Source organism: Sphingomonas sp. Sphisp66 (assembly GCF_047324325.1).
Lineage (GTDB): Bacteria > Pseudomonadota > Alphaproteobacteria > Sphingomonadales > Sphingomonadaceae > Sphingomonas.
This window is the reverse complement of record NZ_CP168508.1, coordinates 4,313,438-4,333,414: the sequence shown is the minus strand read 5'-3', so window position 1 is coordinate 4,333,414 and position 19,977 is coordinate 4,313,438. Positions and strand designations below refer to the sequence as shown.

The 19,977-nt window shown below is 68.1% G+C and carries 20 protein-coding genes; 11 read left to right on the top strand and 9 right to left on the bottom strand.

The features are described from left to right. Nucleotides 1-92 precede the first annotated feature (92 nt). From ACEN8G_RS19815 to ACEN8G_RS19795, 5 genes are all read left to right on the top strand, one after another. Nucleotides 93-653 (top strand): hypothetical protein, encoded by a 561-nt coding sequence (locus tag ACEN8G_RS19815; protein ID WP_413415465.1) that lies wholly within the window; start codon nucleotides 93-95, stop codon nucleotides 651-653. A gap of 66 nt (nucleotides 654-719) precedes the next feature. After that, nucleotides 720-1,130, top strand: coding sequence for a hypothetical protein (locus ACEN8G_RS19810; RefSeq protein ID WP_413415464.1), 411 nt, complete (start codon nucleotides 720-722; stop codon nucleotides 1,128-1,130). A gap of 61 nt (nucleotides 1,131-1,191) precedes the next feature. Further along, complete coding sequence (locus ACEN8G_RS19805) at nucleotides 1,192-2,157, top strand: hypothetical protein (RefSeq protein ID WP_413415463.1); 966 nt, start codon at nucleotides 1,192-1,194, stop codon at nucleotides 2,155-2,157. Beyond that, nucleotides 2,154-4,856, top strand: a complete 2,703-nt coding sequence (locus ACEN8G_RS19800; RefSeq protein WP_413415462.1) for an ATP-dependent DNA helicase — start codon at nucleotides 2,154-2,156, stop codon at nucleotides 4,854-4,856. The genes ACEN8G_RS19805 and ACEN8G_RS19800 overlap by 4 nt, the downstream gene beginning before the upstream one ends. 11 nt (nucleotides 4,857-4,867) lie before the next feature. Continuing rightward, nucleotides 4,868-5,401 (top strand): SixA phosphatase family protein, encoded by a 534-nt coding sequence (locus tag ACEN8G_RS19795; protein WP_413415461.1) that lies wholly within the window; start codon nucleotides 4,868-4,870, stop codon nucleotides 5,399-5,401. Nucleotides 5,402-5,454: 53 nt separating this feature from the next. Here the strand turns inward: ACEN8G_RS19795 and ACEN8G_RS19790 are convergent, their stop codons facing one another. From ACEN8G_RS19790 to rpmF, 5 genes are read right to left on the bottom strand one after another with little or no spacing between them, the layout of a single operon-like run. After that, nucleotides 5,455-5,826, bottom strand: a complete 372-nt coding sequence (locus ACEN8G_RS19790; protein WP_413415460.1) for a MerR family transcriptional regulator — start codon at nucleotides 5,824-5,826, stop codon at nucleotides 5,455-5,457. A gap of 13 nt (nucleotides 5,827-5,839) precedes the next feature. After that, nucleotides 5,840-6,214 carry an integration host factor subunit alpha gene (locus tag ACEN8G_RS19785; protein ID WP_307116783.1) on the bottom strand — a complete coding sequence of 125 codons (375 nt, stop codon included), beginning with the start codon at nucleotides 6,212-6,214 and terminating at the stop codon, nucleotides 5,840-5,842. Between the two features lie 39 nt (nucleotides 6,215-6,253). Then, on the bottom strand, nucleotides 6,254-7,225 hold the full coding sequence (locus ACEN8G_RS19780) for a beta-ketoacyl-ACP synthase III (protein WP_413415459.1): 972 nt from the start codon (nucleotides 7,223-7,225) through the stop codon (nucleotides 6,254-6,256). Between the two features lie 10 nt (nucleotides 7,226-7,235). Continuing rightward, nucleotides 7,236-8,267 carry a phosphate acyltransferase PlsX gene (plsX, locus tag ACEN8G_RS19775; RefSeq protein ID WP_307116781.1) on the bottom strand — a complete coding sequence of 344 codons (1,032 nt, stop codon included), beginning with the start codon at nucleotides 8,265-8,267 and terminating at the stop codon, nucleotides 7,236-7,238. A gap of 41 nt (nucleotides 8,268-8,308) precedes the next feature. Continuing rightward, nucleotides 8,309-8,488 (bottom strand): 50S ribosomal protein L32, encoded by a 180-nt coding sequence (rpmF, locus tag ACEN8G_RS19770; RefSeq protein ID WP_277767293.1) that lies wholly within the window; start codon nucleotides 8,486-8,488, stop codon nucleotides 8,309-8,311. Between the two features lie 186 nt (nucleotides 8,489-8,674). Here rpmF and ACEN8G_RS19765 point away from each other — a divergent pair, with 186 nt between their 5' ends. Continuing rightward, nucleotides 8,675-9,106, top strand: coding sequence for an MAPEG family protein (locus ACEN8G_RS19765; protein ID WP_413415457.1), 432 nt, complete (start codon nucleotides 8,675-8,677; stop codon nucleotides 9,104-9,106). Nucleotides 9,107-9,402: 296 nt separating this feature from the next. Here the strand turns inward: ACEN8G_RS19765 and ACEN8G_RS19760 are convergent, their stop codons facing one another. Then, entirely contained in the window at nucleotides 9,403-10,065 is a 663-nt protein-coding gene (locus tag ACEN8G_RS19760) for an MBL fold metallo-hydrolase (RefSeq protein ID WP_413415456.1), read from the bottom strand. Between the two features lie 80 nt (nucleotides 10,066-10,145). Here ACEN8G_RS19760 and pabB point away from each other — a divergent pair, with 80 nt between their 5' ends. The 3 genes from pabB (at nucleotide 10,146) to msrA (ending at nucleotide 13,877) form a co-directional block, all read left to right on the top strand. Next, the gene (pabB, locus tag ACEN8G_RS19755; RefSeq protein ID WP_413415455.1) at nucleotides 10,146-11,918 is read left to right on the top strand and encodes an aminodeoxychorismate synthase component I; all 1,773 of its coding nucleotides are present in this window, start codon (nucleotides 10,146-10,148) and stop codon (nucleotides 11,916-11,918) included. A gap of 35 nt (nucleotides 11,919-11,953) precedes the next feature. Next, the gene (locus ACEN8G_RS19750) at nucleotides 11,954-13,153 is read left to right on the top strand and encodes a pyridoxal phosphate-dependent aminotransferase (protein WP_413415454.1); all 1,200 of its coding nucleotides are present in this window, start codon (nucleotides 11,954-11,956) and stop codon (nucleotides 13,151-13,153) included. Nucleotides 13,154-13,220: 67 nt separating this feature from the next. After that, entirely contained in the window at nucleotides 13,221-13,877 is a 657-nt protein-coding gene (gene msrA, locus ACEN8G_RS19745; protein WP_307116776.1) for a peptide-methionine (S)-S-oxide reductase MsrA, read from the top strand. A gap of 42 nt (nucleotides 13,878-13,919) precedes the next feature. Here msrA and ACEN8G_RS19740 read toward each other — a convergent pair whose 3' ends face one another. Beyond that, on the bottom strand, nucleotides 13,920-14,318 hold the full coding sequence (locus ACEN8G_RS19740) for a DUF1489 family protein (RefSeq protein WP_413415453.1): 399 nt from the start codon (nucleotides 14,316-14,318) through the stop codon (nucleotides 13,920-13,922). 31 nt (nucleotides 14,319-14,349) lie between these two features. Then, a complete protein-coding gene (mgtE, locus tag ACEN8G_RS19735; protein WP_413415452.1) occupies nucleotides 14,350-15,753 on the bottom strand; it encodes a magnesium transporter in 1,404 nt (467 codons plus the stop codon). A 137-nt stretch (nucleotides 15,754-15,890) separates the two neighbouring features. On the opposite strand from mgtE, the gene ACEN8G_RS19730 reads away from it, so the two are divergent. Beyond that, on the top strand, nucleotides 15,891-16,322 hold the full coding sequence (locus ACEN8G_RS19730; protein ID WP_373422959.1) for a peptidylprolyl isomerase: 432 nt from the start codon (nucleotides 15,891-15,893) through the stop codon (nucleotides 16,320-16,322). Nucleotides 16,323-16,442: 120 nt separating this feature from the next. Here ACEN8G_RS19730 and ACEN8G_RS19725 read toward each other — a convergent pair whose 3' ends face one another. After that, nucleotides 16,443-17,342: a LysR substrate-binding domain-containing protein gene (locus ACEN8G_RS19725; protein WP_307116773.1), complete on the bottom strand. Its 900-nt coding sequence runs from the start codon at nucleotides 17,340-17,342 to the stop codon at nucleotides 16,443-16,445. 289 nt (nucleotides 17,343-17,631) lie between these two features. On the opposite strand from ACEN8G_RS19725, the gene ACEN8G_RS19720 reads away from it, so the two are divergent. After that, entirely contained in the window at nucleotides 17,632-19,926 is a 2,295-nt protein-coding gene (locus ACEN8G_RS19720) for a CDC48 family AAA ATPase (RefSeq protein WP_413419214.1), read from the top strand. The last annotated feature ends 51 nt before the right edge of the window (nucleotides 19,927-19,977 follow it).

Sequence of the window (19,977 nt, the reverse complement as noted above, 5' to 3'; positions counted from 1 at the left end):
GAAACAGCGCGTTTTTGCAAGTTCCGGGCGGCTTCCCTCCCGGATATCCGTGATCCTGCATCTTCGAAGCCCGCCGCGAAATGAGGTGATGAATGCGTGTCCTGCTCGCCAGCCTGCTGCTTCTATGCGTAACGCCCGCCTTGCCCGCGGGCGCCGCGCCGGAACAGGATCGCACGACCAATGCCGAGATGACTGCGATCTTCGAGGCGGATCAGGCTGCGCGGGAGCATCCCGCAACCATCGACTGGGCCGTCCTGGACGCCGCCGACCGGGAACGGCGAACCCGGACCCAGGCGTTGCTGGACGGTAGCAAGCTGGACAGCGCGGACGACTTCTATCACGCCGCCTATGTCTTCCAGCATGGCGAGGCTCCCGAGGATTTCCTCAAGGCTCATGCCCTTGCCATCGTGGCGGTGGCGCGGGGCAGGCAGGACGCCACCTGGATCGCGGCGGCGACGCTCGACCGATATCTCCAGCGCATCGGGCAGCCCCAGATATACGGCACCCAATTCACCCATCCGCCCAAGCAGAAATGGACCCAGGAACCCTATCGGCGCGACTTGCTGTCCGATGCGCTGCGCAAGGCGAGCGGAGTCCCGCCGCTGGCCGACCAGGAGAAGCAGCGCGAAGACTGGGAGCGGCGTTGGCCCTGAACCCGCCGCGCCGCCGCTGCGCGATCGTCCTTCCAAAATAGGATTTCGCCTGAGATAGACTCGTCGATGGACGACTCGCGCAAGATCCGCATCCCCTATTTCACCCCCGTGCCGATGGCGCGCAGCCGCAAGGACGGCTGGACGCCGGCGCGGCAGCGAATCTTCCTCGCCGCGCTCGCCACCACCGGTGTCGTCTCGCGCGCGGCGAAGGCGGCGGAGATGGGCGTCACCTCGGCCTACAACCTGCGCAAGCGCCAGGGTGCCGAGAGCTTTGCCGCCGCCTGGGATCAGGTCGAGCGGGAGGCGCGCGACCGCGCGTTCGCCTGGGTCGTCGAGCATGTGATGAACGGCGAGATCGTCCCGCGCTTCCGGGCCGGCCGGTTCGTCGGCACGGTCCACCGCGTCGACCGGAAGGTCATGCTCGCCGCCGTCCGGGCTCTCTACGCCGAGCCACCGCCGCGCCGCGGGCCAAAGTGAAATGAGTTTGCGCGACTCCCTTCACTTTGCCGGGCAAGCAAGGCTAGAACGAAAGGCGTACATGATCGCGCATCCCGCCTCCCCCGTCATCCTTGGCGGCATCGATCGCCGCGGTGCGCTGTGGGAGAGCAGGCCGACGCTGCTGACGCGGCTGATGCAGCCGCTCCTGGTCCTGATCGTTGCCGCGCCCTTCTGGGGCGTCGCGCTGGCGATGATGCGCAATCCGCCGTCCGGCCCCGAAGCCGAGATCGTGGTGCATTATGCCCTGCTCGCGATCCCGTTGGGCATCGCCCTTATGCTCGTCTCCGCCGCGACAGTCCGCGCGGCGCAGCTGCAATACCGGGTGGATGCGCAGGCCGTGGAAGTCTGGCGCCGTACGCGCGAGCGCCGCATGGAAATCGCCGAGATCCGCACGCTGGACGTGCGGCCGACGCTTTTCGGCCAGCGCGTCCGCGTCCGGCGCGGGCCATGGGGCGGCATCGCGATGGAGCTGCGCCGGGATGATGCAGAGAAGCTGCTCGGCATATTCTCCGCCCTCGGTATCGAGCAAAGCCCCGCCGGCGCGACCGGGATCGACCCGCTGGCGCCGGACGAGCCGGTCCGCTGGCGCGGAAGCCTGGGCCTGGCTTCGCTCGATGCGAGCAAGGCGATCGCTGCGGCGGCACTGCTCACCCCAGCGCTGCTGCTTGTCCTGCTCCAGGTCCGGGTGCTGCTGCTGGCGTTCGGCGCAGTCGCCTTGCTCGCGCTCGTCGCCCTGGGCGAGCGGCTGCGCAGCTGGTTCTTCGAAGCGTTCGGCACCGTGCTGGTGACCGACCGGCGTATCGCCTGGCGCGTGCCGGGATCGGGCCGCCTCTACCGCGAGCTGGCATTGGCCGAACTGGTCGATGCGCTGATCGTCGAGGAGAAAAGCGGCCGTGCCTGGGTGGCGCTCACCGTGCGCCACAAGAACGATGTCCGCGACGAGGATCTGCGCGGCGTGCCCGATCCCCACGGCTTCCTCGCCGCACTGAACCCGGCCGCGCGATGACCCTGCCCTATCCCGCCCTCCATGCCAGCCATGGCGGCGTCTGGATCGCGACGCCGGACGGCGATTGCCGGGCGATCAGCCGGGGCGAGGCGATCCGCGTCGCCGCCGATACGCCGGTGATCCTGCTCAACGCGCCTTTGGTCGGCCAGCGGCTCGGCTATGCCGAGCTGTCGGGGCTCGACCTGCTCGAGCTGTTCGCCTTTCTCCGCCCGGCCAGCTTCATGGTGCCCACGCCCAAGGGCCTGGCCCGGGTCACCGGGCTCGATGTCCCCGTCAATGATGCCGACATCGCCCCGTTCCTGCGTGCAGCCGCGGCGAAGCTGCTGGCGTTGCCCAAGGGCGCCTGGCCCGAGCGCGAGGGCGCGTGGAACTCGGCCCAGTCGCTGTTCCGCCTGCGCTGGCCCTGGGCGCCCGCGGTCAGCCAGGCGATCGCCAAGCCCGCCCAGGCCGAGCGCTGGCTCTTCTCCCGGCTGCCCGAATGGACCGAGCAGCCCCCGCGCGTGCCGCCGCGCACCGTGACGCTCGCCGATTCGGACGTCGCCGATCGCCTCGCCCGGCTCACCGGCAACGGCGCCGAGCGTCGCCAGGGCCAGCGCGACTATGCCGCCGCCGCTGCCGGCGCCTTTGCCCCGCGGGACATGCGCGAATCGCCGAACCTGGTGCTGGCCGAGGCCGGCACCGGCATCGGCAAGACGCTCGGCTATCTCGCCCCCGCCTCGCTCTGGGCCGAGCAGGCTGGCGGCGCGGTCTGGGTGTCGACCTTCACCAAGGCGTTGCAGCGCCAGCTCGGCCATGAGGGCGAGCGGCTGGTCGCCGATCCCGAGCAGCGCAAGAAGCGGATCGTCACCCGCAAGGGCCGCGAGAATTATGTCTGCCTGCTCAACCTCGAGGACGCACTGCAGGGTGGTTTCGCCGGGCGCGCCGCGATCCTCGCCCAGCTGGTCGCGCGCTGGGCGGCCTATACGGCGGACGGCGACATGGTCGGCGGCGACCTGCCCGGCTGGCTCCCCATCCTGTTCCGCCGCAACGGCTCGACCGCGCTGACCGATCGGCGCGGCGAGTGCATCTATGCCGGCTGCCCGCACTACCGGAAATGCTTCATCGAGCGCGCAGCGCGTGCCTCGGCCGATGCGGACATCGTCATCGCCAATCATGCGCTGGTGATGGTCAACGCCGCACGCGGCCGCGAGACCGCCAGCCGCCCGACCCGCTATGTCTTCGACGAGGGGCATCATCTGTTCGATGCCGCCGATGCGATGTTCGCCGCCGCGCTGACCGGCCAGGAAGCGATCGAGATCCGCCGCTGGGTGACGGGTCCCGAATCGGGCTCTCGCGGACGGCGCCGAGGCCTGGCGGCGCGCCTCTCGGACGTCGCCAGCTATGACGAGGAGGGCGGCCGGGCGATCGTCGAGGCGGTGGAAGCCGCGCGCGCGCTGCCCAGCGACGGCTGGCTCCAGCGGCTGAACGAAGGCGAGCCCTTCGGACCCGTCGAGCAGCTCCTCGCCGCCGTGCGCGGCCTGGTCTATGCCCGCGACGGCAATGGCGCCGCCGAGGCCGGCTATGGGCTGGAGACCGAGCTGGCCGAACCGGACGGCACCCTGGTCGAGGCGGCGGGCCCGGCGGGCGAAGCGCTCGACGCGCTGCTCCGCCCCTTGGTCAAGCTCGGCCGCCGGCTTGAGGCGGTGCTGGCCGAGGCGCCCGACTGGATGGATGGCCCGGCCCGTGCGCGGATCGAAGGCGCAGTCGCCTCGCTCGGCTGGCGCACCGACACCGTCGGCGCCTGGCTCGCCTTGATCGCCCGGATCGGCGGCCCGGCCGATTCGGCGTTCGTCGACTGGCTGGCGGTCGATCGGGTCGAGGGGCGCGAATATGATGTCGGCCTGCATCGCCACTGGCTCGATCCGTCCAAGCCCTTTGCCGAGACGGTGCTCAAGCCCGCTCATGGTGCGCTAATCACCTCGGCGACCCTGCGGGCCGGCGGCGACTGGGACGTGGCCGAGGCGCGCTCGGGCGCGATCCACCTGATGCGCCCGGCCCAGCGCTTCGAGGCGGTGAGCCCGTTCAACTATGCGGTACAGGCCGAGGTGCTGATCGTCACCGACGTCAAGCGCGGCGACATGCCCGCGCTCGCCAATGCCTATGCCCGGTTGATCGTCGCGGCGGAGGGCGGCACGCTCGGCCTGTTCACGGCGATCCGGCGCCTGCGCGCCGTCCATGCCCGGGTCGCCGACCGGCTGGCACGCGAGGGCCTGCCCCTGCTCGCCCAGCATGTCGATCCGATCGACACCGGCACGCTCGTGGACATCTTCCGCGACGATTCGCGTGCCTCGCTGCTCGGCACCGACGCGTTGCGCGACGGCGTCGACGTGCCCGGCGATTCGCTGCGGCTGGTGGTGATGGAGGGGATTCCCTGGCCCAAGCCGACCGTGCTCCATGCCGCGCGGCGCCTGGCCGGGGGCGGCACCGCCTATGACGACCGTATCGTCCGTGCCCGGCTCGCCCAGGCGTTCGGCCGGCTGATTCGCCGGGCCGACGATCGCGGCACCTTCGTTTTGCTCTCCGCCGCCAGCCCCTCGCGCCTGCTCGACGCCTTTCCGCCGGGCACCCGGGTGACGCGCGTCACGCTGGATCAGGCAGTTGACCGCGTTCGGCTTTCCTTGGCCGCCAAGCTGGGGCAAGAGGCCCCGGCGAACGCCTGACCGGGGATTCCATGAAGACGCTCACGCTGCTCCGCCACGCAAAATCGGGATGGGACGATCCCGTTGCGCGCGATTTCGATCGGCCGCTCAATCCCAAGGGGCAGCGCGCCGCCGCGATGATGGGGCGGCACATGCGGACCGAGGGGCTGGAGTTCGACCATGTCGTCGCCTCGCCCGCCGCCCGCGTGGTCGAGACGCTGGCGCAGGTCGCCACCGGCTATGGCAGCGATCTCGCCCCGCATTGGGACCAGCGCCTCTATCTCGCCTCGGCGGCGACTCTGCTCGATGTGATTCACGAACTGCCCGCCGGCGCCGGCCGCGTGCTCTTCTCCGGGCACAATCCCGGGCTCGAGGAGCTGGTGCTGCTGCTCTCTGCCGACAATGCGTTGCGCGACTCGGTCTTGGTGAAGTTTCCCACCGCGAGCCTGGCCGAGATGCGCTTCGACGTGGTGGACTGGCGCGACGTGAAGCCCGGCAAGGCCGAGCTGATCCGCTTCACCCGCCCCCGCGATCTCGATTCGACGCTGGGGCCGGACTACAACTGAGGCCCTGCGGCGCCCTCCTGAACTCCCCTCCCTTCCAGGGAGGGGAAGATGGCTCAACTATCTTCGTCGAGTGCCTTGGAGAGCGAATCGCGTATCGCCTTCAGCGCCTGCGTGTCGGTCTTGGTGCCTGGGGCCGGAGCAGCGGTTCCCGCCGCGGCCCGCGCCGCCTTGTTGCCCTTCTCCGCCGCGAGCAGCTTCTGCACGCCGCGGATGGTATAGCCCTGGTTGGAGAGCAGGTCGTGGATGCGCCGTACCAGTGCCACGTCCTCGGGCCGATAGTAACGGCGATTGCCCGCCCGGGTGAGCGGACGCAGCTGGGGAAAGCGGGTTTCCCAATATCTGAGGATGTGCTGCGGGCGCCCGATCTCCTGGGCGAGTTCCCCTATCGTCCGTAGCGCGCCAGCAGCCTTTTCGGCCCCCGGCATCGGCTACTTCCTCTCAGCTCGCCGAGACGATGCGGTCACGCATCATCTGGCTTGCACGGAAGGTGAGGACGCGGCGCGGCGCGATCGGCACTTCGACGCCGGTCTTGGGGTTGCGGCCGATGCGCTCGCCCTTATCACGCAGGATGAAGCTGCCGAAGCCCGAGATCTTGACGTTCTGGCCCTCGGCCAGCGCCTCGCACATATGGCTGAGGATCTGCTCGACGAGCCGCGCAGCATCGGCGCGCGACAGCCCCACTTCGCGATGAAGCGATTCGGCGAGATCGGCCCTGGTCAGCGTGCCCGCAGCCGTCATCCGGCAACTCCCCCTTGCGTTCAACTGTGTCGAGTTAGTCGTATCAGATTGTTTCGACACAGCAAACGGGAACATTGAGGTTCCGGAATGATTATCTGCGTTTTTTCGCAGCTATCAGAAACGCACCACCGCCGCGCCCCAGGTGAAGCCGCCGCCCATCGCTTCCAGTACCAGCAGGTCCCCTTGCCGGATGCGCCCGTCGCGCACCGCGGCGTCGAGTGCGAGCGGCACCGAGGCGGCGGAGGTGTTGGCGTGCTGGTCGACGGTGACGATCACCTTCTCGGCCGGCAGGTCGAGCTTGCGCGCCGTCGCGTCGAGGATGCGGGCATTGGCCTGGTGCGGCACCACCCAGTCGACGTCCGAAGGCTCCAGCCCGGCCAGCGCCAGCGACTCGGACATCACCGTGGCGAGGTTGACCACCGCATGGCGGAACACCTCGCGGCCCTTCATCCGCAGCTTGCCGACCGTCTGGGTGGTCGAGGGACCACCATCGACATAGAGCATGTCGTTGTAGCGGCCATCGGCGTGCAACTTGGTGGCGAGAATGCCGCGACCGCTCTCGGAATCCGTATCCTGGGATTCCAGCACGATCGCCCCAGCACCGTCGCCGAACAGCACGCAGGTCGCGCGGTCTTCCCAGTCGAGGATGCGGCTGAACGTCTCGGCACCGATCACCAGCGCCCGCTTGTGGACTCCGGCGCGCAGCATCGAATCGGCAACCTGCACGGCATAGAGGAAGCCCGAGCAGACCGCGGCGACGTCGAACGCCACGCAGTCGGGGATGCCCAGCAGCGCCTGCACCTTGGTGGCGGTTGCCGGGAAGGTCTGGTCCGGAGTCGCGGTGGCGAGGACGATCAGGTCGATGTCCGCCGCGGCGGTGCCGGCATTGGCGAGCGCGGCCTTGGCGGCCTCGGCGGCCAGCGTGCCGGTGGTCTCGTCCGGCCCGGCGATGTGGCGGAAGCGGATGCCGGTCCGCTCGACGATCCACTCGTCGCTCGTATCCACTTCCTGGGCGAGTTCGGCGTTGGAAACGCGGCGGGGCGGCAGGGCGGAACCAGTGCCGATGATGACGGAACGCAAGGTCATCTTGAAGTGTCTACGCCGCCTTTGCTTCGAAGTTCCCGAGATCCTCGGCGATGCGGCGATTGAGATCGTCGCGGAGCATCTTCGCCGCGAAGCCGATCGCGGTGTCGACGCCGAGTTCGTTGGCGCTGCCATGGCTCTTCACGACGATGCCGTTCAGGCCGAGGAAGACCGCGCCATTGTGATTATTGGGGTCGAGGTGGGTGCGCAGCAGCTCGGTCGCCGGCTTGGAGATCAGGAAGCCGATCTTCGAGCGGGTCGAGCTGGAAAAGGCGCGCTTGAGCAGGTCCGCGACGAATCGCGCGGTGCCTTCCACCGTCTTCAGGGCGATGTTGCCCGAGAAGCCGTCGCAGACGATCACGTCGACATCGCCGCGCGAAAGCTTGTTGCCCTCGATGAAGCCCTTGAAGTCGAGCCGCAGATGCTCGGCGGCGCGCAGCTCGGCCGCGGCCTCGCGGATCGAGTCGGTACCCTTCATGTCCTCGGTGCCGATGTTGAGCAGCGCGACCCGCGGGTTCTGCAGGTCGAGCGCGGTGCGCGCATAGGCGGCACCCATCACCGCGAACTGGACGAGATTGCGGGCATCGACCTCGGTATTGGCGCCCAGGTCGAGCATCACCGTGTCGTTCTCGCCCAGCGTTGGCATCAGCGCGGCGAGCGCCGGCCGGTCGATCCCCGGCATGGTGCGCAGCGACAGCTTGGCCATCGCCATCAGCGCCCCGGTATTGCCCGACGAGACGGCGGCGCCGGCCTTGCCCTGCTTCACCAGGTCGATGGCGATTCCCATCGATGTCGTCTTGGCACGCCGAATCGCCGCGCTCGGCTTCTCTTCCGAGGCGACGACGTCCGGCGCGTGGACAATTTCCGAAGCGGCCGTCAGGTTCGGGTGGTTCTTCAGACCCTCGCGGATCTGTGCCTCGTCTCCGACGAGGATGAACTCCATGCCCTCGAATCGACGGCGCGCACGCGCGACACCGGCGAGCATGACCGCAATTCCCTCGTCACCGCCCATCGCATCGACGGCGATTCGAGAGGAATTCGTCATACTCGCATGCCCCCGCGCGATCCGGCCCAATCGTTACCGAATCAGTCTTCGGCCGAGACGATCTCGCGGCCGTTATAGTGGCCGCACGAACCGCACAGCACGTGCGGACGCTTCAGCTCGCCACAGTTCGGGCATTCCTGGAACGCCTGCGGCACCAGGGCGTCATGAGCGCGACGCATGCCACGCCGCGACGGCGTAGTCTTTCTCTTGGGAACGGCCATTTCGGCACCTTCTAACGAAACCAAAGTCAAAATCGCGATACGCCCGCACGGCCCAGCGGGCAAGCGACGGAAGCTCCGGCGCTCGCCGGACCAGCGGACGGTCACGAAAGCGAGTGCGCGCCTATAGCGATTCTTGCAGGGGAAGCAAGGGAGTGTAGGGATGGGGCGTTGGAGGGGACCTCATATATGCTGATCTTGCCCGTTACGCTCTGCACCGCCGGCGCCGCTGCCGTGATCAACTTCTGGCTCGGTTTGCGAATCAGCCGGCTGCGACTCGCCGAGAAGATCTTCGTCGGCGATGGCGGCGACGACCGGCTCGTCCGCCGTATGCGCGCACAGCTGAACTTCACCGAATATGTCCCGCTGATTCTCGTGCTGCTCGCCCTGGTCGAGCTCGCCACGGGGACCAGCATCTGGCTGTGGGGCGTCGGCTTCGCGCTGGTCCTCGGGCGCATCCTCCACGCCTTCGGGATGGACGGCTGGGGCCTGGGCCGCCGAATCGGCATCGCGCTGACCATGGTCACGATGCTCGGCCTCGCCGCCTATGGCATCTATATCGGCAGCCAGTACCAGCAGGCCGCGCCGACCACCGTCTTCAAGATCGGGCCGAAGGGGTGAGCCGCACATAGCTGTTCCCCGGCGAAGGCCGGGGTCCAGTTGCAACGTCGTAAGAGAGTCTCCGGCGCCATCGACAATGCGCCGAGACTGGGCCCCGGCCTTCGCCGGGGAACTGAGCACGCAATGCCTCGGCCTATACCAGCCAATAATCGTCATCCCCGCGCAGGCGGGGATCCTAAGGTGGTTTGGGAAATGCCAAGCAATCAAGCGGCAGCTTGCCGGAAACGGTGAGCCGCGCCGTGTCCGAATCGCTTTTGGCTGTGGATTCCCGCCTGCGCGGAGATGACGCTAGGGCCCTACCCCTTCGCCAGCACCGAATCGGCGACGAACGGATTGGTCTTCCGCTCATGCCCGAAATTGCTGAGCGGGCCGTGCCCTGGGACGAAGGTCGTGTCGTCCCCAAGCGGCCACAGCCGCTCCACGATCGCGTCGAGCAGGTCCTGGTGGTTGCCCAGCGGAAAGTCGGTGCGGCCGATCGATCCCTGGAACAGCACGTCGCCCACTGTCGCGAACTTCGATTCGGGATGGTGGAAGACGACATGGCCCGGCGTGTGACCGGGGCAATGATAGACATCGAGAGTCAGGTTGCCGACCGTCACCTGGTCGCCCTGCTCCAGCCAGCGATCGGGCTCGAACACGGTGCCGCGGATGCCGTATTTCCGACCGTCCTCGTCGAGCCGGGAGATCCAGAAACGATCCGCCTCGTGCGGTCCTTCCAGCGGCACGCCCAGTTCCTTGGCGAACTCGCCCGCGGCACCGCAATGGTCGATATGGCCATGGGTGACGAGGATCTTCTCGATCGTCACCGCCTGCTGCTTCGCCGCCGCGCGCAGCTTCTCCAGGTCGCCGCCGGGATCGACGAACGCGCCCTTCATCGTCTCGGTGCACCACAGGAGCGTGCAATTCTGCTGGAGCGGCGTGACCGGGATCACCGCGGCGCGCATCGGGGGATTGGACATGGCCCCGAGATAGGCGGCGCGCCCGCGCGCGGCAACACGGGCTTGCCGTCCGTGCGAAGCGGCTGCATGCGGGGCACGGCATGACCCTGCCCGACACTCCTTTCGTCCTGCTCGACGATGCCCGGCCTGGTGGCTCGGGCGCCCGGCTGTTCCACACGCCGGCGGGCGCGGTGCGTGCCGATTCGCCGGAAGAGATGCAGCGTGCCTTGCAGGGCATGGAGCTGTGGTTCGATCACGGCTTCAACCTTGCCGGCTTCTGTTCCTATGAAGCCGCGCCCGGGATCGAGCCGCATGCCGCCGTCCAGCGGGGCGAGGGACCATGCCTGTGGTTCGGCATCTTCCCGCTTGTCGAGCAAGTCGATGCGGAAGCCCTGCTCCCCGATCCGGCGGGCGCCTGGGCTGGCGCGCCGCTGCCGCACATCACTGCCGCGGCCTATCGCGGCCAGTTCGACCGCGTAGCCGACTATATTGAAGCAGGCGACATCTATCAGGCCAACCTCACCTTCCGCGCCGACGTGCCCTTTGCCGGCCATCCGGCGGCGCTCTACGCGCTGATCCGCCGCCGCGCCGCTGCCGGCCACAGCGCGCTCGTCTTCACCGGCAGCCACTGGGTGCTGTCCTTCTCGCCCGAGCTGTTCTTCGATTACAATGAAGACAAGGACGGCATCACCGTGCGCCCGATGAAGGGCACCGCGCGGCGCGGCGCGACTCCGGTCGAGGATGATGCCATCGCCGCCGCGCTGGCCGCCGATCCCAAGCAGCGCGCCGAGAATCTGATGATCGTCGATCTGATGCGCAACGATCTCACCCGGGTCGCGCAGCCGGGCACGGTGAAGGTGCCCTCGCTGTTCCAGGTCGAGCGCTATCCGACCGTCCACCAGATGGTCTCCACCGTCACCGCCTATCCCTCGGGCGATGCCGGGCCGATCGAAGTGCTGGCGGGGCTGTTCCCCTGCGGCTCGGTCACCGGCGCGCCCAAGCTGCGGGCGATGCAGGTGATCGCCGAGGTCGAGCATGGCCCGCGCGGCATCTATACCGGGGCGATCGGTGCGATCACGTCGGACGGCGATGCCAGTTTCAACGTGGCTATCCGAACCTTGACCATAGAAGAGGGGGCGACACGCGCGCTGCTCGGGTTAGGATCGGGCGTGGTCGCCGATTCGAACGCCGCCGAGGAATGGGACGAGTGCCTGGCCAAGGGCGCCTTCGTCACGTCCGGTGAAACGCCGTTCGACCTGATCGAGACGATGCGCTTCGATCCGCTTGCCGGCCTGCCCCTGCTCGAGCGGCATCTCGCGCGGATGAAGGCGAGCGCGCGCACCTTCGGTTTCGAGTTCGATCGCCACGAAGCGCGCAACGAGTTGCAGGCCGCGACCTTCCGGCTCCGTGCGCCCGCGCGCGTGCGGCTGCTGCTTGCCCCTTCGGGTGCCATCGCCATCGGCATCGCCCCGCTGCCCGAGGCGCCGGCCGGTCCCGTCCAGGTCGCGATCACGCCGCGCCGGCTCGCGCGCGACGACTTCCGCCTCGCCCACAAGACCAGCCGCCGTGCCTTTTATGACGAGGCACGGCGCGATTCCGGCGCCTGGGAAGTGCTGTTCACCGACGAGGCCGGCTATCTCACCGAGGGCAGCTTCACCTCGATCTTCGTCGAGCGCGACGGCACTTTGGTCACGCCGCCGCTCGCCCGCGGCCTGCTGCCGGGCGTGCTGCGCGCCGAGCTGATCGAGACCGGCCGCGCGGTTGAGGGCGACCTTCGGCCCGAGGATCTCGCGGGCGGCTTCTATATCGGCAATGCCCTTCGCGGACTGGTTTCAGCCGTAACGGTTGCGAAAGCCCGGAACCCAGTCCTATAGGCCCGGCGTCTCCCCTCCCGGAAAAGGCGCCATTCATGCAGACCTCGGCCGCGCTCAATCGTATCCAGCCCTCCGCCACGCTCGCGATGACGAGCAAGGTGTTCGAGCTGAAGCGCGCCGGCATCGACGTGATTGGCCTCGGCGCCGGCGAGCCCGATTTCGACACGCCGGACTTCGTCAAGGAAGCCGCGATCGAGGCGATCCGCGCCGGCAAGACCAAGTACACCAATGTCGACGGCACGCCCGAGCTGAAGCAGGCGGTCATCGCCAAATACGCCCGCGACAACGGCCTCACCTATGCCGAGAACCAGATCAGCGTGAACTCGGGCGGCAAGCACACCCTGTTCAACGCCTTCTGCGCGACGATCGACGCCGGCGACGAGGTCGTGATCCCGGCACCCTATTGGGTCAGCTATCCCGATGTGGTCGAGTTCGCCGGCGGCAAGCCGGTCTTCATCTCGGCCGGCGCGGACGCGGGCTACAAGATCAGGCCCGAGCAGCTCGAGGCGGCGATCACCGCGAAGACCAAGTGGGTGGTGCTCAACTCGCCGTCCAACCCGACCGGCGCCGCCTATTCGGCCGCCGAGCTCAAGGCGCTGGGCGAAGTGCTCGAGCGGCACCCGCATGTGCTGATCTATGCCGACGATATGTACGAGCACATCCTGTACGACGGCTTCGAATTCGCCACGATCGCGCAGGTCTGCCCGTCGCTCTATGATCGCACGCTGACCGCCAACGGCGTTTCCAAGGCCTATGCGATGACTGGCTGGCGCATCGGTTATGCGGGCGGCCCGGCCTGGCTGATCAAGGCGATGGGCAAGCTCCAGTCGCAGTCGACCTCGAACCCGTCGAGCATCTCGCAGGCCGCCTCGGTCGCGGCGTTGAACGGCGACCAGAGCTTCCTCGCGGAGCGCGTCGCCGCCTTCCAGGGCCGCCGCGATCTCGTCGTGTCGATGCTCAACCAGATCAACGGCATGACCTGTCCGCGTCCGGAAGGCGCCTTCTACGTCTATCCCGAGTTCAGTCAGCTGATCGGCAAGACCACGCCCAAGGGCCAGGTGATCACCACCGACGAGGAAATGGTCGGCTATCTGCTCACCGAGGCGCGGGTCGCGGCGGTGCATGGCGCGGCCTTCGGCTTCTCGCCGGCGCTGCGGATCAGCTATGCCACCTCGGACGCGCTGCTCACCGAGGCATGCACGCGCATTCAGGAAGCCTGCGCGGCCCTGCGCTGACTTGTAACGCGCCACGGATTGACGACGTATAGGGGGAGAGAGTGCCCCCTCCTGTTGAGGATTCGCGATGTCGAAATACGTCCTGACTGCTGCCGCGCTCGCGGGCGGCCTGCTGCTGCTCACCGTGCAGGGAAGCGCGGCGGAGCGCGCCGTGCCGGTGCCCGTACCCGCGGTCGACGTGAAGCCGGGCAAGGGCGAGCAGGTCGCCGTCCTTGCCGGCGGCTGCTTCTGGGGGATGGAAGCGGTCTTCCAGTCGGTGAAGGGTGTCCATTCGGTGACGAGCGGCTATGCCGGCGGCACCGCGCAGACCGCGACCTATGCCCAGGTCTCGACCGAGAAGACCGGCCATGCCGAGGCGGTGCGCATCGCCTATGATCCGAAGAAGGTCAGCTACGGCACGCTGCTGCGCATCTATTTCTCGGTCGCGCACGATCCGACCCAGCTCAACCGGCAATATCCCGATACCGGCCCCAGCTATCGCTCGGCGATCTTCCCGCAGAATGACGAGCAGCGCAGCGTCGCCGCCGCCTATATCGCGCAGCTGACCAAGGCGAAGGCCTTCCCCAAGCCGATCGTGACGAAGCTCGAGACCGGAACCTTCTATCCGGCCGAGGCCTATCACCAGGACTTCTTCTGGCGGAACCCGACTTATCCCTACATCGTGCGCTACGACAAGCCGAAGGTCGCGGCGTTCCGCAATGCCTATCCGTTGCTGGTGAACTGATCCACAATCCCTCTCCCGCTTTCGCGGGAGAGGGCTAGAGTTTCAGATCAACCCCAGCCCCGCCAGCTCGCCCATCAGCGCGGGCGGCAGCTCGTCCAGCCCCGCCCCGGCCTCGCCGAGGTCCTTGGGCGCATCCGCGTCCTCGAGATAGCGCCAGCCCTGGTGCGCGCGCTTGGGCCGGTTGGCGACCAGGATCAGCCGCGGCTCCATCAGGATAGCGGTGCGCCCGCCCTCGGCCTCGCTGAACCCGACGATCGGCGTGCGGCCGACCAGCTGGTGCTTGAGGATCCAGAACAGCGATCCCTCGCCGCCGATCTCCTCATGCCTTTTGGGCAGGTAGCGGGTGGTCAGCCCCCAGATCTCCCCGCGCGAGGCGAGGCGCTGGGCGAGATAGTCTACGGAGTCGCAGCCAAAGGCGACCTTGGTCAGATGAAGTGGCACGGGATCAATCTGGTGTGCGATCCGGCCTGGATCAACCGACCAGACCGCTCGCGCTGGCGAGACCGAGGAAGGCGAGGAACCCCATCGAATCGGTGGTCATCGTCACGAAGATCGAGCTGGCCACCGCCGGATCGGCCCTGAGCCGGTCGAGCGTCACCGGCACCACCACACCGGCCAGGCCGGCGATGAAGATGTTGGTCATCATCGCCGCCGCGATCACCCCGCCCAGCGCGGCGTGATGATAGAACAGCCCCACTGCGGTGCCGATCACCACCGCCACGGTCACGCCGTTGAGCAGCGCGATCGAGATCTCGCGCTGGATCGCGCGCAGGGTGTTGGACTGGGTCAGCTGGTTGGTGGCGAGCGCGCGCACCGTCACCGCCATGGTCTGGGTGCCGGCATTGCCGCCCACGCCCGCGACGATCGGCATCAGCGCGGCCAGCGCCACCATCTTCTGGATCGTGCCCTCGAACAGGCTGATGATCGTCGCCGCCACCAGCGCGGTGAGCAAATTGGTCAGCAGCCAGCGCACCCGGCCCTTGTAGCTGTCGATCACCGGTTCGTTGATGTCGCCTTCGCCGGCACCCGAGAGCAGCAGCGCGTCCTCGCCTGCCTCCTCGGAGATGATGTGGACCACGTCGTCCACCGTGATCATGCCGACCAGCCGGCCGTTGGGGTCGATCACCGCGGCCGAGATCAGCGCGTATTTCTGGAAGCGGAGCGCCACTTCCTCCTGGTCCATGTCGACCGGGATCAGCGTCTGTTCGCGCTTCATCACATCGCCCATCGAGACGATGCGCGGGGTACGCAGGATCCAGGAGAGCGCGCAGGTGCCCACCGGCTTGTGGCTGGGATCGACGACGAAGATTTCCCAGAAGTCGGTCGCCAGATCCTCGTTCTTGCGCAGGTAATCGAGCACGTCGCCGACGGACCAGTGCTCGGGCACCGCGATCAGCTCGCGCTGCATCAGGCGGCCGGCGGATTCCTCCGGATAGGAAAGCGCTTCCTCGATCGCGGCGCGGTCGTCGGGGTCGAGCGCGCGCAGCACCTCGCGCTGGTCCTCGACGTCCATGTCCTCGATGATCGCGACGGCGTCGTCGGTATCGAGCTCGGCGGCGATGTCCGCCACCTGGGTGGCGGTGAGCGATTCGACCAGCGCCTCGCGCACCCAGTCGTTCATCTCGGCGAGCACGTCGCCGTCGATCAGGTCGGCGATCGCGCTGACCAGCGCGGCGCGGTCCTCGGAGGGGGCGAGCTCGACCAGGTCGGCGATGTCGGCGGGGTGGAGCGGCTCGGCCAGCGCGTGCGCCCGGGCGGAGTCGCCGTCGTGCACCGCGTCGAGCACCGCATCGACGAACTCCGGCCGCAGCCGGTCGTCCTCGTCGAGCTGGGGCTCGGGGACCATGCTATCCGCTTGAAGTTCGGTCTCGCTCAAGGTTCGACCTCCCTGTTTGGCCCCGCTTCCGCCGCTGCCACCCTCTCCGCCGATTTGCAAGTCGCCCCGCGCCCCACTAGGTGCTGTGCAAAGCCTTCTCAGGAGTAAGTTTCGTGTCCGAACCCACCAAGCTCGTCATGACCCTCGACACCGGCGAGGTGCACATCCAGCTGCGCCCCGATCTCGCCCCCAAGCATGTCGAGCGCATCGCCACCCTCGCCGACGAAGGCTTCTATGACGACGTCGTCTTCCACCGCGTGATCGACGGCTTCATGGCCCAGGGCGGCGACCCGACCGGCACCGGCATGAGCGGTTCGAGCCTGCCCAACCTGCCGGCCGAGTTCAGCCGCGAGCCGCATGTCCGCGGCGTCTGCTCGATGGCCCGCACGATGGACCCGAACAGCGCCAACTCGCAGTTCTTCATCTGCCTCGACGACGCGACGTTCCTCGACGGCCAGTACACCGTCTGGGGCGTGGTCACCGAGGGCATGGAGCATGTCGACGCGCTGCCGAAGGGCGAGCCGCCGCGCAACCCGGGCAAGATCGTCAAGGCCCGCACCGAGGCGTAAAGTCCTTCTAGCCCCTCCCCCTCGGGGGAGGGGTTTGGGGTGGGGCCTATCCGCGTGCGAACGTCGCGGTGAGACCTCCCCACCCCAAACCCCTCCCCTGAAGGGGAGGGGCTTTATGCATCACGCCACCCGGTCTGCCTCGAGCACGTCGACTAGCCAGTCGTGGAACAGCTTGACCGGCCGTGTAGTCAGCGCGCGCGGGCGACAGACGAACCAGTAGCTATAGTCGCTGTCCACGGTCAGGTCGAAGAGCTGGACCAGTCGCTCGTCGCGCGCCGCCTCGAAATGCGATTCGAGCATGAAGGCGACGCCCAGCCCCTGCGCCGCCGCCTCGAGCATGAGCGTGCCCGAATCGAAATGGTCGATCGCCGCCGGCTCGATCTCCTGCTCCGAAAGCCCCGCCGCCGCGCGCCACGCGGTGAAGGTGTCGGCCATGTCGCGGTGCACCAGCGCGGTCAGCCGCGACAATTGCTCGGGCCTGGTGATCGGATCCGGCCCTTCGAGCAGCGCGCGCGCGCCGATCACGTAGACGCGGTTGCGATCGAGCCTTTTGGCATAGAGCGTCGGGTCGATGTCGCGCGCCACCACGATTGCCGCGTCGAGTCCGTCGCCCAGCCGCGCCACCGCATGGCCGCCCGTGTCCACATCGAGATGCAGCTCGGGATGCTTGCGCTTGAGGTCGCCCATGTGCGGCATCAGCCGCTGCGTCGCGAACAGCGGCAGCAGGCCGAGGCGCAGGCGCAGCAGCTCGGTGCCGCTGGTCATCGTCTCCACCGCATCGGCCATGGTGTCGAGCGCCGGGGCGATCATGCCGAGCAGCCGGTCGCCATCGTCGTTGAGCTTGAGCGCCTGGTGGCGCCGCTCGAACAGCGGCTTGCCGATGAAGCGCTCGAGCGCCTGGACGCGGCGGCTCAGCGCCGGCGAGGAGAGCGCCAGCTCCTCCGCCGCGGCCTTGATCGAGCCGAGCCGCGCCACCTGCACGAATGCTTCGATTGCCGTCAGGGGAGGAAGTCGTCGCATCTCGCTCTCTTTTTGTTGCGCTGCGTCATTATCCTTGGCGCGGGTTTCGCCCCACGCCAATGCCCTTTTGGGTGTTGGCCATATATCGCTCTTGTTATTCGCGATTGCAAGTTGTGCACGCGTTAATGTTTCTTTTCGCACTTGCACAAAAACCGCCCGCACTGCACAAAGCACGTGCCTTTCAGGCATCCTCTCCTAAAACTTTCCCGGCCGGTCCTCGCGATCGGCCTTTTTTTTGTCTGAACGATTCCCCACCTCCGGCGTCTCACACGCCTGGGGAGAACAGAAAATGGCGGACGAAGAAGCGCAGCCTACCCGGCTGCAGGTTGCCAATGCCCGGCCCGAGGACAGCGGTCGTGGCCTCGCGCATCTGCCGCGCGCCCTGATGGCGCGGCTCGGCCTCACCGAAGGCGATGTGATCGAGATTGTCGGCAAGCGCGCCACCCCGGCGCTTGCCGTGCTGCCCTATGCCGAGGACGAGGGCCTTGAGCTCCTGCGTATCGACGGTCTCCAGCGCGCCAATGCCGGCGTCGGCTCGGGCGATTTCGTCGAAGTGCGCAAGGCGCAGTCCAAGCCGGCGACGCGCGTGGTATTCGCGCCCGCCCAGCAGAATCTCCGCCTCCAGGGCAGCGGCGAGGCATTGAAGCGCGTCTTCTTCCAGCGCCCGCTCGCCCAGGGCGACGTCGTCGCCACTGCCGGCCAGCAGCGCGCCGACATCCCGCCCCAGGTCGCCCAGTTCCTCCGCGCGCCGGCCTATGCGCTGCAGGAGATCCGCCTCACCGTCGTCTCGGCCAGCCCCAAGGGCATCGTCCATATCGACGAGAATACCGAGGTCGAGCTGCGCCCCGAATATGAAGAGGCGAGCGGAGACGCGCGTCGCGCCGACGTCACCTATGACGATATCGGCGGCATGGCCGGCACGATCGACCAGCTGCGCGAGATGGTCGAGCTGCCGCTGCGCTATCCCGAGCTGTTCCAGCGCCTCGGCGTCGATCCGCCCAAGGGCGTGCTGCTCCATGGCCCGCCCGGCACCGGCAAGACGCGGCTCGCCCGCGCGGTCGCCAACGAATCGGACGCGCAGTTCTTCCTGATCAACGGGCCCGAGATCATGGGCTCGGCCTATGGCGAATCGGAAGGCCGGCTGCGTCAGATCTTCGAGGAAGCGGCCAAGGCGGCGCCGTCGATCGTCTTCATCGACGAGATCGATTCGATCGCGCCCAAGCGCGGCCAGGTCTCGGGCGAGGCGGAGAAGCGCCTCGTCGCCCAGCTGCTCACGCTGATGGACGGGCTGGAGGCGCGCGCCAACATCGTCGTCATCGCCGCGACCAACCGGCCGGACGCGATCGACGAGGCACTGCGCCGGCCGGGCCGGTTCGACCGCGAGATCGTCGTCGGCGTGCCGGACGAGCGTGGCCGCCGCGAGATCCTCGGCATCCACACGCGTGGCATGCCGCTCGGCGACAAGGTCGATCTCGGCGAGCTCGCCCGCACCACCTTCGGTTTCGTCGGGGCCGACCTGTCGGCGCTCGCCCGCGAGGCGGCGATCGAGGCGGTGCGCCGGATCATGCCCAAGCTTGATCTCGAGAAGGGCACGATCCCGCCCGAGGTGCTCGATACGCTGGCCGTAACGCGCGAGGACTTCCTCGAGGCGCTCAAGCGCGTCCAGCCTTCGGCGATGCGCGAAGTCATGGTCCAGGCGCCGACGGTGCGCTGGGAGGATGTCGGCGGGCTCGACGATGCCCAGATGCGGCTCAAGGAAGGCGTGGAGCTGCCGCTCAAGGATCCCGACGCGTTCCGCCGCCTCGGCATCCGCCCGGCCAAGGGCTTCCTGCTCTATGGGCCGCCGGGCACCGGCAAGACGCTGCTCGCCAAGGCCGTCGCGCGCGAGGCGGAGGCGAATTTCATCGCCACCAAGTCGAGCGACCTGCTCAGCAAATGGTATGGCGAATCCGAGCAGCAGATCGCCCGGCTGTTCGCCCGTGCCCGCCAGGTCGCGCCCTGCGTGATCTTCATCGACGAACTCGATTCGCTGGTGCCGGCGCGCGGCGGCGGCCTGGGCGAGCCCCAGGCGACCGAGCGCGTGGTCAACACGATCCTCGCCGAGATGGACGGGCTCGAGGAGCTGCAGTCGGTGGTGGTGATCGGCGCGACCAACCGGCCGAACCTGATCGATCCGGCGCTGCTGCGCCCGGGCCGGTTCGACGAGCTGGTCTATGTCGGTGTGCCCGATGCGGCCGGTCGCGAGCGGATCCTGCGCATCCAGACCGCGAAGATGCCGCTGGCCTCCGACGTCGATCTAAAGTCGGTCGCCGAGCAGACCGAGCGCTATACCGGTGCCGATCTGGAGGACGTGGTCCGCCGCGCCGGCCTGGTCGCGCTGCGCCAGTCGCTCCAGACCAAGGAAGTGACCCAGGCGCATTTCGACGAGGCCCTCGCCGATTCGCGCGCCACGGTCACGCCCGAGATGGAGAATGAGTACCAGGCGATGTCGGGCCGGCTGAAGCAGCAGGCCTCGGCGATCCAGCCGCTTGGATTCATCGCCCCCGGCATGCTGCAGGGCCGCGGGCCGAAGGGTGCGGACTGAATCTAAATCCTCCCCCGGAAACGGCGTTTCCGGGGGAGGGGGACCGCGACG